Origin of the sequence: Candidatus Viridilinea mediisalina (assembly GCF_002532535.1) — a bacterium.
GTDB classification, from domain to species: Bacteria; Chloroflexota; Chloroflexia; order Chloroflexales; family Chloroflexaceae; genus Viridilinea; species Viridilinea mediisalina.
In genome coordinates, this window is sequence record NZ_NQWI01000027.1 from 18,091 (window position 1) to 32,839 (window position 14,749).

The 14,749-nt window shown below is 58.7% G+C and carries 14 protein-coding genes; 6 read left to right on the forward strand and 8 right to left on the reverse strand.

Going from position 1 to position 14,749, the window contains the following annotated elements; genetic code table 11:
• The first annotated feature begins 25 nt into the window (after window positions 1-25).
• The 6 genes from rsfS (at window position 26) to CJ255_RS08225 (ending at window position 6,913) form a co-directional block, all read left to right on the forward strand.
• The gene (gene rsfS / locus CJ255_RS08200) at window positions 26-394 is read left to right on the forward strand and encodes a ribosome silencing factor (RefSeq protein WP_097643596.1); all 369 of its coding nucleotides are present in this window, start codon (window positions 26-28) and stop codon (window positions 392-394) included.
• A 150-nt stretch (window positions 395-544) separates the two neighbouring features.
• Complete coding sequence (locus CJ255_RS08205) at window positions 545-1,255, forward strand: SDR family NAD(P)-dependent oxidoreductase (protein ID WP_097643597.1); 711 nt, start codon at window positions 545-547, stop codon at window positions 1,253-1,255.
• Complete coding sequence (locus tag CJ255_RS08210) at window positions 1,242-2,570, forward strand: tRNA nucleotidyltransferase/poly(A) polymerase family protein (protein WP_097643598.1); 1,329 nt, start codon at window positions 1,242-1,244, stop codon at window positions 2,568-2,570. Before CJ255_RS08205 ends, CJ255_RS08210 begins: the two co-directional genes overlap by 14 nt.
• Complete coding sequence (locus tag CJ255_RS08215) at window positions 2,533-3,603, forward strand: M42 family metallopeptidase (RefSeq protein WP_097643599.1); 1,071 nt, start codon at window positions 2,533-2,535, stop codon at window positions 3,601-3,603. Before CJ255_RS08210 ends, CJ255_RS08215 begins: the two co-directional genes overlap by 38 nt.
• 3 nt (window positions 3,604-3,606) lie before the next feature.
• The gene (locus CJ255_RS08220; RefSeq protein ID WP_097643600.1) at window positions 3,607-4,893 is read left to right on the forward strand and encodes a S41 family peptidase; all 1,287 of its coding nucleotides are present in this window, start codon (window positions 3,607-3,609) and stop codon (window positions 4,891-4,893) included.
• A gap of 4 nt (window positions 4,894-4,897) precedes the next feature.
• Window positions 4,898-6,913 carry a PP2C family protein-serine/threonine phosphatase gene (locus tag CJ255_RS08225; protein ID WP_097643601.1) on the forward strand — a complete coding sequence of 672 codons (2,016 nt, stop codon included), beginning with the start codon at window positions 4,898-4,900 and terminating at the stop codon, window positions 6,911-6,913.
• A gap of 128 nt (window positions 6,914-7,041) precedes the next feature.
• On the opposite strand, the gene CJ255_RS08230 is transcribed toward CJ255_RS08225, so the two are convergent.
• The 8 genes from CJ255_RS08230 to mtnA all read right to left on the reverse strand — a co-directional run bounded on the left by CJ255_RS08230 (window position 7,042) and on the right by mtnA (window position 14,485).
• Window positions 7,042-7,707, reverse strand: coding sequence for a hypothetical protein (locus CJ255_RS08230; RefSeq protein ID WP_097643602.1), 666 nt, complete (start codon window positions 7,705-7,707; stop codon window positions 7,042-7,044).
• Complete coding sequence (locus CJ255_RS25070; protein ID WP_124681861.1) at window positions 7,704-8,093, reverse strand: Eco57I restriction-modification methylase domain-containing protein; 390 nt, start codon at window positions 8,091-8,093, stop codon at window positions 7,704-7,706. The genes CJ255_RS08230 and CJ255_RS25070 overlap by 4 nt, the downstream gene beginning before the upstream one ends.
• Window positions 8,024-8,512: a hypothetical protein gene (locus CJ255_RS08240; RefSeq protein ID WP_124681862.1), complete on the reverse strand. Its 489-nt coding sequence runs from the start codon at window positions 8,510-8,512 to the stop codon at window positions 8,024-8,026. Before CJ255_RS08240 ends, CJ255_RS25070 begins: the two co-directional genes overlap by 70 nt.
• Window positions 8,513-8,751: 239 nt before the next feature.
• On the reverse strand, window positions 8,752-9,966 hold the full coding sequence (metK, locus tag CJ255_RS08245; RefSeq protein WP_097643605.1) for a methionine adenosyltransferase: 1,215 nt from the start codon (window positions 9,964-9,966) through the stop codon (window positions 8,752-8,754).
• A gap of 3 nt (window positions 9,967-9,969) precedes the next feature.
• On the reverse strand, window positions 9,970-11,235 hold the full coding sequence (gene ahcY, locus CJ255_RS08250) for an adenosylhomocysteinase (RefSeq protein ID WP_097643606.1): 1,266 nt from the start codon (window positions 11,233-11,235) through the stop codon (window positions 9,970-9,972).
• A 153-nt stretch (window positions 11,236-11,388) separates the two neighbouring features.
• A complete protein-coding gene (locus CJ255_RS08255; protein WP_097643608.1) occupies window positions 11,389-12,357 on the reverse strand; it encodes a carbohydrate kinase family protein in 969 nt (322 codons plus the stop codon).
• A gap of 2 nt (window positions 12,358-12,359) precedes the next feature.
• On the reverse strand, window positions 12,360-13,415 hold the full coding sequence (locus CJ255_RS08260; protein ID WP_097643609.1) for a uroporphyrinogen decarboxylase/cobalamine-independent methonine synthase family protein: 1,056 nt from the start codon (window positions 13,413-13,415) through the stop codon (window positions 12,360-12,362).
• A 20-nt stretch (window positions 13,416-13,435) separates the two neighbouring features.
• Window positions 13,436-14,485 (reverse strand): S-methyl-5-thioribose-1-phosphate isomerase, encoded by a 1,050-nt coding sequence (gene mtnA / locus CJ255_RS08265; protein WP_097643610.1) that lies wholly within the window; start codon window positions 14,483-14,485, stop codon window positions 13,436-13,438.
• Between the last annotated feature and the right edge of the window lie 264 nt (window positions 14,486-14,749).

The following is a 14,749-nucleotide window of genomic DNA, read 5'->3' on the forward strand; positions in this document are numbered from 1 at the left end:
ATTTTGGACATGGCCCTGGAGAAGTATGCAAACCATAGGAGTACCTACCATCGAACCTGGAACGATTGCTCGGCGTCTCGTTGATCTTGCCGAAGATAAACAAGCCCACGAGATAGTGCTGCTTGATATTCGTAGCCAGAGTACTATCGCTGACTACTTTGTGATCTGTTCGGCTGATAGCGATCGCCAAATTAAGGCTATTATCGATCATATTGACCTCAAGGTGCAGCAGGAGTTTGGTCTCAATCCGCGCATTGAGGGAACCGCCGACACGGGTTGGATTGTGCTTGATTATGGCGATATTGTGGTGCATATCTTTAGTCCGACCCAGCGCGACTACTATCGCCTCGAACGCCTCTGGGATCAGTCACCGCCAGTTGTGGTGGTGCAGTGATGAGCAGCGAGCATATGAGGAGCTAGGCGGTAGTGTGCTACGGGTTCGCTACTGTAGAATCTATAAACTCTGTGTCCTCTGTGCCTCTGTGGTTCAAACCCTCTGCGTCCTCTTCCTGACTCTCTCATCTGCTCAAATACTCTCAAGCCTATGCAAAATCACATTGCTCTTGTTACTGGCGGCACCGGCGCACTTGGAGGGGCTGTTGTTGCGGCCTTGCTTGAGGCTGGCGCTCATGTGGTGGTGCCCTACCACCGCGCAGGCGATCTAAGTGCCTTGCGTAGCCGTTTGCAGCTTGATGCTGCGGCGGCGCTGAGTGGCGAACAACTTGATCTTACTGATGAACAAGCGGTACAGACCTACTACCAGGCTGTTGCCCAGCAACACGGCGGGCTTGATGTGCTCGTCAATGTTGCTGGGGGCTTCGCTGGTGGCCAGCCAGTCCACGAAGCTGGTTGGGAGGTCTGGCAGCAGCAGTTTGACATGAACCTCAAGACGGCGGTACTCTCGTGCGCTGCTGCGGTGCCCCATATGATCCGCCGTGGTGGTGGCGCGATTGTGAATGTTGGCACCCGCACCGCCACCCAGCCTGGCGCGAACCTTGCTGCCTATGCCGCATCCAAACGCGCTCTGCTGCAACTCACTGAGGCCCTTGCGGCAGAATTGCGCGATCACGAGATCACGGTCAATAGCGTGCTGCCGAGTGTCATTGACACACCCGCGAATCGTGGTGCGATGCCCCAAGCCGACCATAGCGCCTGGGTTAGCCCCGCCGCAATTGCGCGGGTCATTCTCTTCCTTGTTGGCCCCGATGCGCGGATCATCAGCGGTGCCCACCTGCCGGTCTATGGCAAAGCCTAACTCTGCGCTGCTGCTCACCCGCCTGCCCGCCGAGTTTCAGGCTGCACTGCAACTCGTGGCGGCGCAGGCGGCACGGCTGGGGGCGCGGGTCTGGTTGGTGGGCGGTGTAGTGCGTGATCTGCTGGCCGAGTTGCCGTTGAGCCGCGATCTTGATCTTGCCGTTGAGGGCGATGTCGCCGCACTGGCCCAAGCGTTGGCAAGCACCGCTGGCGCACGCATGGTTGCCCACCATGCGCCTTTTGGCACGGCCAGCATTGAACTACGGAGTGCCGCCCAAGCCGAGCCGCTGCTGCTCGATCTGGCCCGCACCCGCTGCGAAACCTACCCCCAGCCCGCTGCGTTGCCGCATGTGAGCCCCGCGCCAATTGAACATGATCTGCTGCGCCGTGATGTTAGCCTCAATGCAATGGCCTATGAGCTGCAACTGGTTGACGGCAGGTTGCACGGTGGCCCCTTGCTCGATCCCTTTGACGGCCAGGCCGATCTCGTGGCGCGTCGTTTGCGCTTGCTTCATCCCCAGAGTTTGCGTGATGATCCGACCCGCATCTTACGCGGCGTGCGCCTCGCGGCCCGCATGGCGCTTGATTTGACGCCTGCAACCGCGCAGCAGCTTGGGGCAGCTTTGCAGGCCCGCTACTTGGCCATGCTTTCGCCTGAACGGGTACTCAACGAACTCTGCCTTGCCCTGAGCGAACCGCGCCCCGATCATGTGCTGCACTACGCCGATGCTTGGCAGGTCACCCCACAGATCCTGCCTGGCCTCGCATGGAACGATGCACTCGCGGCGCGTTGCGCCCGCTGTGCTGCGGCCAGTGAACCACAGCCTGCCCTCGTTTGGGCTGGCCTGTTGCTCTATGGCTGCTCGCCTGCAACGCTGGCCCAGGTGCAGCAGCGCTACCCCCTGCCGAGTGTGGCTACCACCCTGCTCCAGCAACTTGAGCAGTTGCGCTGTGTAGCTCCTCAACTCGCCAGGTTAGCCAATAGTGCCCTCGATCAAACCCTGAATCCATTTAGCGTTACGGCATGCATTGTGCTACACTTTGCAGAACCAGATGCTGCTGCACCGATTCTGCACTATCTGCACCACCTGCGCCACCGCCGTGCGCCCCTTGACGGCAATGATCTGCGTCGGCTCGGGGTTCCCCCTGGCCCACACCTGGGCCAGTTGTTGGCGCAGTTGCGTTATCGTAGCCTCGATGGCCAGATTAGTGACCGCGAGCAGGCCGCAGCATGGGTGCGTACCCAGATCGCAAATGATGATGCAAAGGAGCGCATCAATGGATACAACCCTCCAGATGCTGAAGGAACTCGCTGAAGCCCCTGGTGTCCCCGGTCAAGAACGCGCTGTGCGCCAGGTGATGCGTCGCTACCTTGAACCATTAGGTTCGCTGATGGCGGATAACCTTGGTAGTATCATTGGGTGTAAGATCGGCGATGAAGCTGGCCCGAAAATCATGCTTGCTGGCCACCTTGATGAGATTGGCTTTATGGTGACGCGCATTACCGATGAGGGTTTCCTTAAGTTTCAAACCCTAGGTGGCTGGTGGGAACAGGTCATGCTGGCCCAGCGTGTAGAAGTCTATACCCGCCAAGGGCCGATTGTGGGGCTGATTGGCTCTAAGCCGCCCCATATTCTTAGCCCTGAAGAGCGCAAAAAAGTGGTTGATAAGCAGACCATGTTCATTGATATTGGGGCTAGTTCGCGGAGCGAAGCCGAGGAGTGGGGGGTGCGCCCCGGCGATCCGATTGTGCCCGTTGGTCCCTTTGCACAGATGCGTAATCCCGATCTGCTGATGGCGAAAGCCTGGGATAATCGCTTTGGCTGTGCCCTCGCGATTGAAACGCTGCGTTTGCTGCAACACCAAACCCATCCCAATCGGGTCTATGCCGTTGGTACCGTCCAAGAAGAGGTTGGCCTGCGCGGTGCCCTCACCACCAGTAATGTTATTCAGCCTGATATTGGAATTGCACTCGATACCGGCATCGCGGGCGATATGCCTGGCGTCAATGCCGACCAAGCTGCCAGTAAACTTGGTGGTGGGCCGGTGCTGTTACTCTACGATGGATCGATGATTGCTCACACTGGCTTGCGTGATCTCGTGATTGATGTTGCCGCCGCCGCCGAGTTGCCCCTCCAGTTTGATACCATGGCTGGTGGTGGCACCGATGCTGGACGGATTCACATTGTAGGTGCGGGCGTGCCCTCGGTGGTCATTGGTGTGCCGGTGCGCTACATTCATACCCATACTGCCATGATGCACCGCCGTGATTTTGAACAGGCCGCCCAACTGCTTGTTGGCCTCATCCAGCGCCTTGATGCCGCCACAGTTGCTAATCTGAAAGCGTAGGCTATGAGCGATACTTCATCACCGTTTGACATTCTGCGCCTCCGTATGCCTCTCTGGTTGGTGGCGGTGCTCCTTGGTGTAGCCCTTGTGGGCGGGCTGTTCGGCGGGCTGTTGGGTGGCTTCCTCTTGGTACGAGCCCCCGTCGCCGATTGTCCCGAAAGCGAGGAGGTCTGCGCCGAGTTTGGGGTCTTCTGGGAAGCTTGGTCGCTTGCTCGTAATCGCTATGTTGATGCCGAAGCCGCCGATCCGTCAGTCATGATCGTCGGAGCGATCAATGGCATGATTAATAGCCTAGGCGACCGCGGCCATACGCGCTATCTGACCGCTGCCGAAGCGCAGGAGTGGGAAGATTCGTTGAGCGGTGCCAGATTTGAGGGGATTGGGGCCTTCATTGATGTGCGTAATGGCCAGACGATGATTGTCGCTCCGATTGAGCAATCGCCCGCCGAAGAGGCTGGCCTGCGCCCCGGTGATCTGATCCTTGCGGTTGATGGCGTCTCAACTGAGGGCTGGACAGTTGAACAATTGCAAGCGAATGTGCGGGGCCCGCGTGGGACGCCGGTGACCCTGCTCATTCTGCATCTTGGCGAGTCAGAGCCGGTTGAGATTACGATTGTGCGGGCTGCCGTCAATGTGCCAAGCGTCAGTTGGCGCATGTTGCCCGACAACATTGCCCTGGTGCGCCTCTCCTCCTTCGACCGCGACTCCGGCTCACAGCTTCGCAATGCTCTCAGATCGGCCCAGAGCCAAGGGGCGCGCGCCGTCATCTTTGATCTACGCAACAACCCTGGTGGTCTGGTTGACCAAGCGATTGAGGTTGCCAGCCAGTTCCTGCCGCGTGGCACCACGGTGCTGATTGAAGAGAGCCGTGATGGCCGCAGAACGGAAAATAGGGCCAATCGGGGCGGTGTGGCCCTCGACATTCCCCTGGTTGTGCTGATCAACGGTGGCTCGGCTAGTTCCGCCGAGATTGTCTCTGCGGCGCTCCAAGCGGCAGAGCGGGCTCTGCTTGTGGGCGAAACGACCTTTGGCACCGGAACGGTGCTGAAGCCCTTCCGCCTGCGTGATGGTAGCCGCCTGTTCTTAGGTACGCAGCAGTGGCTTACGCCCGAAGGTGAACTGATCCGAGGCCAAGGCATTAGCCCCGACGAGGAGGTCATCCTACCCTTCGAGATCCGCCCGCTCTCGCCCGCCGAGGCTGCCGAACTGGATAGCGTTGAGCTACGCGAGAGCCGCGATGCCCAATTGGTGCGGGCCTTAGAGTTGGCTGCGGCAGCCGCGAGCCGGTGAGGCGATGCTCGTTCAGCTTCAACACTACATCGCACGGCGTTGGCCCGACCATGCGCCACAGGATGAGACGCAGCAGCAGTGGTTGCTCACTGATCTGTTAGGCATTCTGATCCTCTTGCCTTTCTGTCTGGTGGGTGGCGTATGGTTGCTGCTGGTGACCGATCTGGCGCTGTTGGCTACTGCTTGGTTGCCGTTGGTAACCATTCTGATTTTTAGCCTACTCTTGACCCATCGGCCCTTCCATTGGATCATTGATTGGGAGGCGACAAGCCCCAATAGTGCGAGTGCAACCCTCAGTAGCTTGGCCCACCTTTCGGCGGTGCTGATCTTTGGGGTAAGTGCAATCTGGATCTATGTCATCACGCTGGTTGTCTTAGCGCTCACCCACTGGTGGAACATGCGCACACTGATCCATCGGGTCAGTGTGATCAACAATATGCTGCGTAACCTTGGCGGCTATCTGCTGGGGTGTATGCTTGGCTTGCAACTCTACGCCATGCTGGGCGGCAGCCACCCGCCATTAGCCGAAACTCTGGAAGCGCTCAAGGCCTTTGTGCTAATTGGTTCGGTCGTGCTGATGCGCTGGTGCTGGTTGGCCCTCATGGTTGCCCTACCCCATTGGTTGGGCCTGCGTACCTTTAATCCTAAGGCTCTGCGCCGCTATATGCTCTTTGCGAGTTCGATTGCGCTCCCCGATAGCTTCGCGGTACTCATGGCCATTATCTATAGCCAGAGTGGCTTTGCGATCTATGTTGTCCTGCTCTGTGGTGTGCTGCTCGTGAGCCAGATTACCTACCGCCTGAGCCAAGCGGTAGAAGAGCGAACCCAGCGTTCACGTGAGTTGACCCAGCTTGAGCAGTTGAGCCTTGCGTTGCTCGAAGCCCCGCCCGAAGTTGCCAGTCTGCCGTCGATCCTCAAGACCCATGTGCCCGCCATGTTTCGCCATGAGGTCATCGAGATTCGTTTAGGTAGCGAGATGCTGCTACACACCCCCGTCGAAGCAGCGCCGCTTCCAGCGGAGGCGTGGGCTTGGTTGCAAACACAGCGCCAGCCGCAGATCTTTCGCATCGGCCAAGTGCCGCCATGGAGCAAAACGCCCTTGGCGTCGCCGCTCATTCTCGTGCCCCTAGATCTGCCCGAAACAGGTGGCATTGCGTTGAGCCTCTTGCAGGCTTCCAGCAACGACCAATCGATTCTACCGGCAATCCATTCACTGGCCACCCAGATTATGGCAGCGGTACGCCAAGCCGAGTTGTACAGCCAAGCGGTAGCGCGTCAGCGCATGGCCCAAGAGCTTGAACTAGCAGGGCAGATCCAGCAGAGCTTCCTGCCGCGCCACTTGCCGACGCTGCCTGGCTGGCAGCTCAGTGCCACCTTACGCCCTGCCCGCGAGACTTCGGGCGACTTCTATGATCTCTTGACGCTCCCCAATGGCCGTTTGGGTCTGCTCATTGCCGATGTGGCCGATAAGGGCACCGGCGCGGCGCTGATTATGGCCCTCAGCCGCACCCTGTTGCGAACCTACGCCCAAGAGTATCCAGAGCGCCCCGATCTAGTACTCAATGCGACCAATCAACGCCTGATTGCCGAGACTGATGGTACCATGTTCATCACCCTCTTCTACGCCGTACTAGAGCCAGAGAGCGGGCAACTCTGCTATAGCAATGCGGGCCACAATCCACCGCTGCTATTGCGCCAGAACCAACCGCTGCCACCGGAGCGCCTGATGCGCACAGGGATTCCGCTGGGCGTCGAGCTAGAACAGCACTGGAGCGCCAAAACAATCACCCTGGAGCATGGTGATCGGCTCATCCTCTACACTGACGGCATCACCGAAGCACAAGACAACCGCACAGCCATGTTCGGCTTCGAGGGGCTGATCGAAACCGTCAGCACCTGCACCAGTTGCTCGGCTGCGACCCTGGCCCAAACGATTCTGGCGGCGGTTGCAGCCTTTGTGGGTGACGCGCCGCAATCGGACGACCTCACGCTTGTAGTGGTGACGCGGGGGCCGGGGTGATTTTGCTCGTAGTGCCGACTTTAGTCGGCATCCGGGGGTTATCGGCGACCTCAGCCGGCTAAAGCCGGCACTCCTACGCCATGGCGCAAACGGTAAAGGAGCCTGAAACCATCACTAACAACTATTCTCTATTTGCTCGTTGCTGTATCTTCACAAAGCATCAGCGCCACCTCCTCTGGGGTGAGCCCGTAGAGTTGGTAGACCACTTGGTCAATCAGGTGATCAGTGGTGGTGATACGTGCATCAAGCTTGGCGATAGCGGGCTGGCGGGTGCGAAAGACGTGCACGAGTTCGGCCATGCTGCCCACTTTTTGCTTGAGGCGCGCTTTGAGCAACCACTTCCACTGCGCCTCATTGAGCAACCCAACTGCGGCACGCAGTTCGATCCGCTGGGTTGCCATCGCCCCCAACACCGCTTGGGCATCGGTCAATGCGGCGTGATAGGCAGCCTGTTTGGTGGCATCAGCGGTCTGAGCGGGCGGGCGCGGCGGTGTATAGAGGCGTCCAAGCTGCGCCAATTGCCCCGCAGGCAGCACCCCTTCTAGATCGAGCAAGAAAGCTTCTAGCGCCGCTTGGCGTCCTTGGTGCAGTGCGATCATCTGCTCGGCAAGGTGGGCCAGCAGATCATGCACCACATCACTCTCTTCAGGAATCGCCTCTAAACGCGCTGCTACAAAAGCCAGCAATTCAGCATGCCGCTCGGCAGCATAGTATGCACGCGCCTCGTCTGCCAGCGTTGCACGGACTGCCTGTGGCGTCGTGAAAGCGATGCGGCGTATGGGAAGGTGTTTCAACTGTGGTGCTTGAAATTGATAGTAGCCACTGCATTAACATAGGGGGGATTGCCTACCACGGCGTGGAAACCCGCCTGCTCGCCAAGCGCATGGCCATGCTGATCAAAAAAGACCTCCGGGAACTCCAACTCCCAGTGAAAGAAGTGGTACTCGGTGGCATGGGCATCGGCCTGATCGAGCAGGGTAACCACTTGAGGGATGGCGCTAATGCCGCGACCGCTGGCGAAATCGGTGAGGGGTTGTTGCAGATCGGGCGGTAGCGTGAGTCCGAAGTGGCGCGCAAGTGCGAGGTTGGCCAAACGACCATACTTGCGCGTCAACTCGGCCCGCAAGGCGTTGTAGATCGCCTCCTGCTCCTTAGGCGACCATTGGTTAAGATGCCCCATTCTGCACCACTATGCAGCATATAGAAGTGTATTTGGAACAGAGGATTCTTGTTGCTAAAGGGATCGCTACTTTTAGCTTTCAAGGTACTGTCGAGCGAGCGATCCCAATGTTTCGCATCACCAACCGCCAACCCGCCGCGGCTCGGCAGATCATCTGCTAGCACATGCCCCTTCTGAGCTAATTGAGCCGCCTGATCGCGGTAGAAGATATAATCGGGCTTTTTGATCCCATCGGGTGTCTTGAGCGCGGCTTGCACCTCAAACGTATGCCCAAGGGCTCGTAACACCGGCCTAATCCAATCTTCCTCAGTTTGCGCCTCATTCGCACTTGGCGTATAGCGTGCAAAGTGCGCCCGCAATACCTGAAGAACCTGTTCAGCCGCAGGTAGCAACTGCTGCCACTCAGAACGCTGAGGCAAAATCATGTCAAATAATAATCGGAGAAGAGTTGTTGATTACGATGTGAGGGAAGTACCAGAGGGAGTTGTGGAGACATTACATTATTTCAGATTGGAGATTGGAGATTGGAGATTGGAGATTGGAGATTGGAGATTGCAGATTAATGTACAGGCTGTATGCTGCTCACATTGTAGCAGCAAAGCGGGTAGGGGAGAACCTGGTTCTCCCCTACCCGCTTGTACTGTACGCGCCGAAGACCCTACAAGCCTGCGGCTTTGCGGAGATCCTCAACGCGGTTGGTGCGCTCCCAGGGCAGGTCTACGTCGGTGCGCCCGAAGTGGCCGCCCGCAGCCGTCTGGCGGTAGATGGCGCTGCGTAGCCCCAAGTCGCGGATGATCGCGCCCGGACGCAGGTCGAAGACCTCGTTCACGGCTTTGAGGATCACCTCGTCGGCCACCTTGCCGGTGCCAAAGGTCTCGACGTTGAGCGAGAGCGGGCGGGCGACGCCGATGGCGTAGCTCACCTGCAACTCAACGCGCTCGGCGAGTCCGGCGGCGACGATGTTCTTGGCCACCCAGCGCGAAGCGTAGGCCGCGCTGCGATCCACTTTGCTCGGGTCTTTGCCCGAGAAGGCCCCGCCACCGTGGCGCGCCACGCCACCGTAGGTATCCACAATGATCTTGCGCCCGGTCAGGCCCGAGTCGCCCATGGGCCCACCCACCACGAAGCGCCCGGTCGGGTTGACAAAGTAGTGGGTCTTGTCGTCGAGCCACTCGCTCGGAATCTCGGCCTTGATCACATGCTCAATAATATCGGCGCGGATCTGCTCTTGGCTCACCTCGGGGGCGTGCTGTGTACTGATCAGCACCGTGTCTACGCGCACCGGCTTGCCATAGCTATACTCCACCGTCACCTGGCTCTTGGCATCGGGGCGTAGGTAGCTCAAGGTACCCTCTTTGCGCACCTTCTCGATGCGGCGGATCAGGCGGTGGGCCAGTGCGATACTGGCAGGCATCAACTCCGGCGTCTCGTTGCAGGCAAAGCCGAACATCATACCCTGATCGCCGGCACCAACGGCCTCAACTTCATCCTCAGTCATCGCGCCGGTCTTGGCCTCAAGGGCCTTATCCACGCCCATGGCAATGTCGGGCGACTGGCCATGCACGGCGACCAACACGCCACAGGTATCGGCATCGAAGCCAAACTCGGCACTGGTATAGCCAATCTCAGTGACGGTCTTGCGCACGATCTCTTCAATCGGGATGTAACCCTTCTCATAGGTCACCTCACCGAGAACCACAATCAAGCCGGTGGTCGTGGCCGTCTCGACCGCCACACGCGCTTTGGGGTCATGCGCGAGGAACGCATCAAGGATCGCGTCGCTAATCTGGTCGCACATCTTGTCGGGGTGCCCACTGCTCACGCTCTCGCTGGTGAAGTAGAAGCGCGGCGAACTGGTGAAGGTATTGGACATTGTTTAGGTTCCTTCCTGCCAACTATTCAAATACGCCTCCTGCTCGGCGGTCAGCACATCAATCTCCACACCCATCGCCCGCAGCTTCAACGCGGCGATCTCCTTGTCCAGATCCTTGGGCAAGGCGTGGACACCCACCGCAAGCTGGCCCTGGTTCTTCAGCAGGAACTCGGCGGCCAAGGCTTGGTTGGCGAAGCTCATATCCATCACGGCGGAGGGGTGGCCTTCGGCGCTCGCTAGGTTGATCAGGCGGCCTTCGCCCAACAGATTGACCTGGCGGCCATCGGGGAGGATGTACTGGTCAATGAAGGCGCGCGGCTGCTTCTTCTCGACCGCCAGCTCCTCAAGGGCGGGGATGTTGATCTCGACGTTGAAGTGGCCACTGTTGGCGACCACACAACCATTCTTGATCACGGCGAAGGTGTTGCTATCAATAACGTGCTTGTTGCCGGTTGCAGTCACAATAAAATCGGCCATTGGCGCGGCCTGCTCCATGGGCATCACGCGGTAGCCATCCATTGCCGCCTCGAGCGCCTTGATCGGGTCAATCTCGGTGACAATGATATTGGCGCCCAGGCCCGCAGCACGCTCGGCGATACCACGCGAACACCAGCCATAGCCGGCCACCACAAAGGTCTTGCCCGCGAGCAGCACGTTGGTAGCGCGGATCACGCCGTCAAGCGTACTCTGGCCGGTACCATAGCGATTATCAAACATATGCTTGGTCTCGCTGTCGTTGACCGCGAGCACCGGGAAGGGCAACACCCCCTGGGCCGCCATTGCCTTGAGGCGAATCACGCCGGTGGTGGTCTCTTCGGTACTCCCCACCATGTTCTTAATCAGATCGGGGCGATCCTGCAGAATCCCGCTCACTAGGTCGGCCCCATCGTCCATCGTCATCTGCGGATTGTGATCGAGGGCGGCCTTGATATGCTGGTAGTAGATCTCGTTGCTCTCGCCCTTAATCGCATAGACCGGAATCTCTTCATAGGCTACCAGCGCAGCGGCCACATCGTCCTGGGTACTCAACGGATTGGATGCGCAGAGCACCACATCGGCCCCACCGGCGGCGAGGGCCCGCATCAGATTGCCCGTCTCGGTGGTGACGTGCAGACATGCACTCACGCGAATGCCCGCCAGCGGGCGCTCTTTCTCAAAGCGCTCACGGATCAGGCGCAGCACCGGCATCTCTTGCTCGGCCCACTCCATACGCTTGCGGCCCTGCTCGGCCAGGTTGAGGTCTTTAATGTCGTACGCTGTGGTGGTCATGGATTCGTTTACTCCTTGAGTATGAGGAACAGAGGAACAGGAGAACAGAGGAACAGGGGAACAGGAGAACAGAGGAACAGGAGAACAGAGGAACAGGAGAACCTATCGATTAGAAATCTGTTCCTCTGTTCATTTGTTCCTCTGTTCATCTATTCACCCGTTCATCTGTTCTTCCTTAACAGGCAGCGCAGTACCAAAGGCTGCGCGGTAGCGTTCAGCGAACTGCTGGCTAGTATAGGCATGCTCTTGGCAGCCGCGCTGCTCAATCGCATAGGTGGCAGCAAGGGCCGCCAAGCGTCCAGTCACGTCTAGGGGCAATGCGTGGGCGACGCCGAAGGCAATGCCAGCGAGGTAGGCATCACCGGCCCCGGTCGGATCAACCACCTCACTCACTGGCGCAATCGGGATCGTCGTGGCCAGTTTGCCATCGGTATAGATGAGCGACCCCTGTTCGCCCTTGGTAATCACCGTGAGGGGCGTCTTCGCAATCAACTCCTCTTCACTCATTTCAAGCTTCCGGGCCATCATGCCAAACTCATAGTCATTGCCCACCAGCACACGGGCCCCACGCAGGCCCACGGCAATATGCTCGGCATCAAGGCGCGGGGACTGCTTACCGGGATCAAAGATGTAGGGCACGCCCAATTCCTGACACTCCAGCGCAAAGCGACTAATCGCCTCAGGCGTTGTGGGCGAGATCAGCACCAGATCTTGCTTGCCCAACCCACGCTCGCTGAGCGAACTCTGGTGGTCGTGGCCCATCGCCCCGGCGTAGAAGGCCACAATCTGATTATTGGCGCGGTCGGTATTGATAAAACAGGAGGAGGTAAACTCGTGGCTAATCTCCTTGATGCCGGAGGTATCCACTCCTTGGGCTTCAAGCCAAGCGCGATAATCGCCAAAATCGTGGCCAGCAACTCCGACAAGCAGTGGGCGCTCGCCGAGCAGCGTCAAATTGTAGGCAATATTGCCTGAAACACCACCACGCATTTTCCGCATCGAATCGACCAAAAAGCTAACCGAAAGCATATGTGCCTTCTCCATCAGCATATGGTCTTTGAAATAGCCAGGAAAATCCATGATGTAATCGAAAGCGAGCGAACCAGTCACAACGATACGCACAGTTACTTCTCCTCCAGGTGGTAATGTTGACGCAGCCAGGCAGCGACATCGGTGCAGCAATTGGCCGCATAGCTCGCAACATCCGGGGGTAGGTGGCCAAGGCGGCTACTCGTACTAATCAAAGCGTTGGATAGCACCTTTTCAACGGCAAGCTCGCCCGCAGCCGCCAGATACTCAACGCTACTCATGAAGCGATGGGCGAGCGTTTCGACCCGTTCGTGGGCAAGGATCTGAGCATCGGCGGGAACGATACCCCAGCCCAGCAGCCCCCCGCGATCCAGGTAATCAGCGACAGCAGGTGCAGCCTGGATCAGGGTGGCACTCTGGGCATAGGCATCGAAGAAGACACAATCCACCGGCAGGGCCAACAGCGCAGCCCAATCGGGTTCGCCCGCAACACAGAGGCCACGCGGGGCGGGGAGTTCTACGAGGGCACGTGCCAACATTGCCCCACCCTCTTCCCAATCGAGCGGGCAGAAGGGGGAAGCGAGCGCTTCAAGAAAAGGTTCATCAAAGCAGATCAGGGTGCTACCAAGCTTCAGATTGATCTGCTGTTGCAGCCAGAGGCTACGCAGCGCCAGATATTGGGCTAACGCTTCACGCAGGGGGGCATCGTAGGCCAGTGGGCGTTCGTGTTCATCCACAAACTGCAAGCCCAACCCCACCGGCCCACTCAACTCAATGCGCACCCCGCGTACATGATGTTGTTCAGCCTGGCGCACGAGATCGTCAAGCACCGAGAGTTGCTCAGGGGGCAAGGCACCCCTTGCGCTATCATTACGCAAATAGGCCAAACTCAGCTCATCAAGGTGGCGCTCGGCCTGTTTCGTCTGCACCACCCCACGCTCATGCGCCAGATCGAGGCTCAAACCAGGAAAGCCCATGGACGCAAAGGCCAGCGCTTCACCATGGCCAGCCTGCTGAGGCAAGGCCGTCAAACCCTCCAAGAGCAGCGGTTGCCGACCCAAGGGCGCACCGACACGCGGTGCTGCCCGACACGCAGGGCGTACCGGTAGGGCCATGCGCTCACTCGGCGCGGAGGGACTCACTGTCATCATAGGAGCATCTAGGCTGTTGGTTACGACCTACGCACGGCGGTACTCAGGCCCTCAGTGAAGGGTGGATAGACAACCCCACGTTCGGTAATGATCGCCGTAATCAAACGATTGGGCGTCACATCGAAGGCCGGATGGGCGGCATTCACTCCAAGTGGGGCAATCAACTGCCCGCCGAGGTGGGTCACCTCATCGGAGGAACGTTGTTCAATGGGAATCAGATCGCCCGTAGCCAGCGAGAGATCAATCGTTGAAGAGGGGGCGGCCACATAGAAGGGGATGTTGTGGAAATTGGCCAGCACTGCGAGGCTATAGGTGCCAATCTTGTTAGCCACATCACCATTAGCTACAATCCGATCCGCGCCCACGATAATGCAATCCACTTCACCAGACTGCATCATATAGCCCGCCATATTATCGGTAATCAGCGTCAGCGGAATACCGGCCTCACGCAGTTCCCAAGCGGTCAGGCGCGCCCCCTGCAAGAATGGCCGCGTCTCGTCCACCCAGACGTGGAGCGTGCGCCCCTGGCTTGCAGCGGTACGCATAGGGGCCAACGCGGTACCATAGCCTGCCGTCGCCAAGCCACCCGCATTGCAATGGGTAAGCACATGGCCACGTTCCGGAATAAGAGGCGCACCATAGTCGCCAATCGCGTGGCACATGGCCAAATCTTCATGCAGAACCGCGTGGGCCTCCTCAAGCATACCGGTGCGTAGCGCCTCTAGGCCAGAGGGTGCCAGCGCACGGGCCTGGTTGAGCATACGGGTTGTTGCCCAAGCCAAATTGACCGCCGTAGGGCGTTGGGCATCGAGCGTAGCTTTTGCCGCCTCAAGTTCACGCAGCAGCGCAGGCGCATCGGTTGCAGTACTCTGCGTTGCGACCAACGCGATCCCATAGGCCGCAGTACAACCAATTGCGGGCGCACCGCGCACCACCATCGTCTTAATCGCCGCCGCCACCGCCGCCAACTCGGTGCAACGCACCGTCACCTCTTCATGCGGGAGGCGAAGCTGGTCAATCAAACAGACCGCCCCCGGCTCCCACCAGACTGTCCGTAGTTCTTGGCTCATGCACCATTACCATTGAGGGGCGCGTAGCGCACCCAGAGCAATTCTTACCATAAGGGAAGAATACAGAAATGAGAAAATAGAAAATAGGTTTGTGGCATCAGGATGCACAACATGCCCCCAAACCGTAAAGTGGCCTGAAATCATCCCTAACGGGCGCGATTATAGCATGGCTAGGCATGTGGGGCAACCTTAAAAGTATATTGGTATAATGCCAAGGATGTCGTGCCGACGTTCATCGGCTGAGATCGTCGGATGCCAACAACC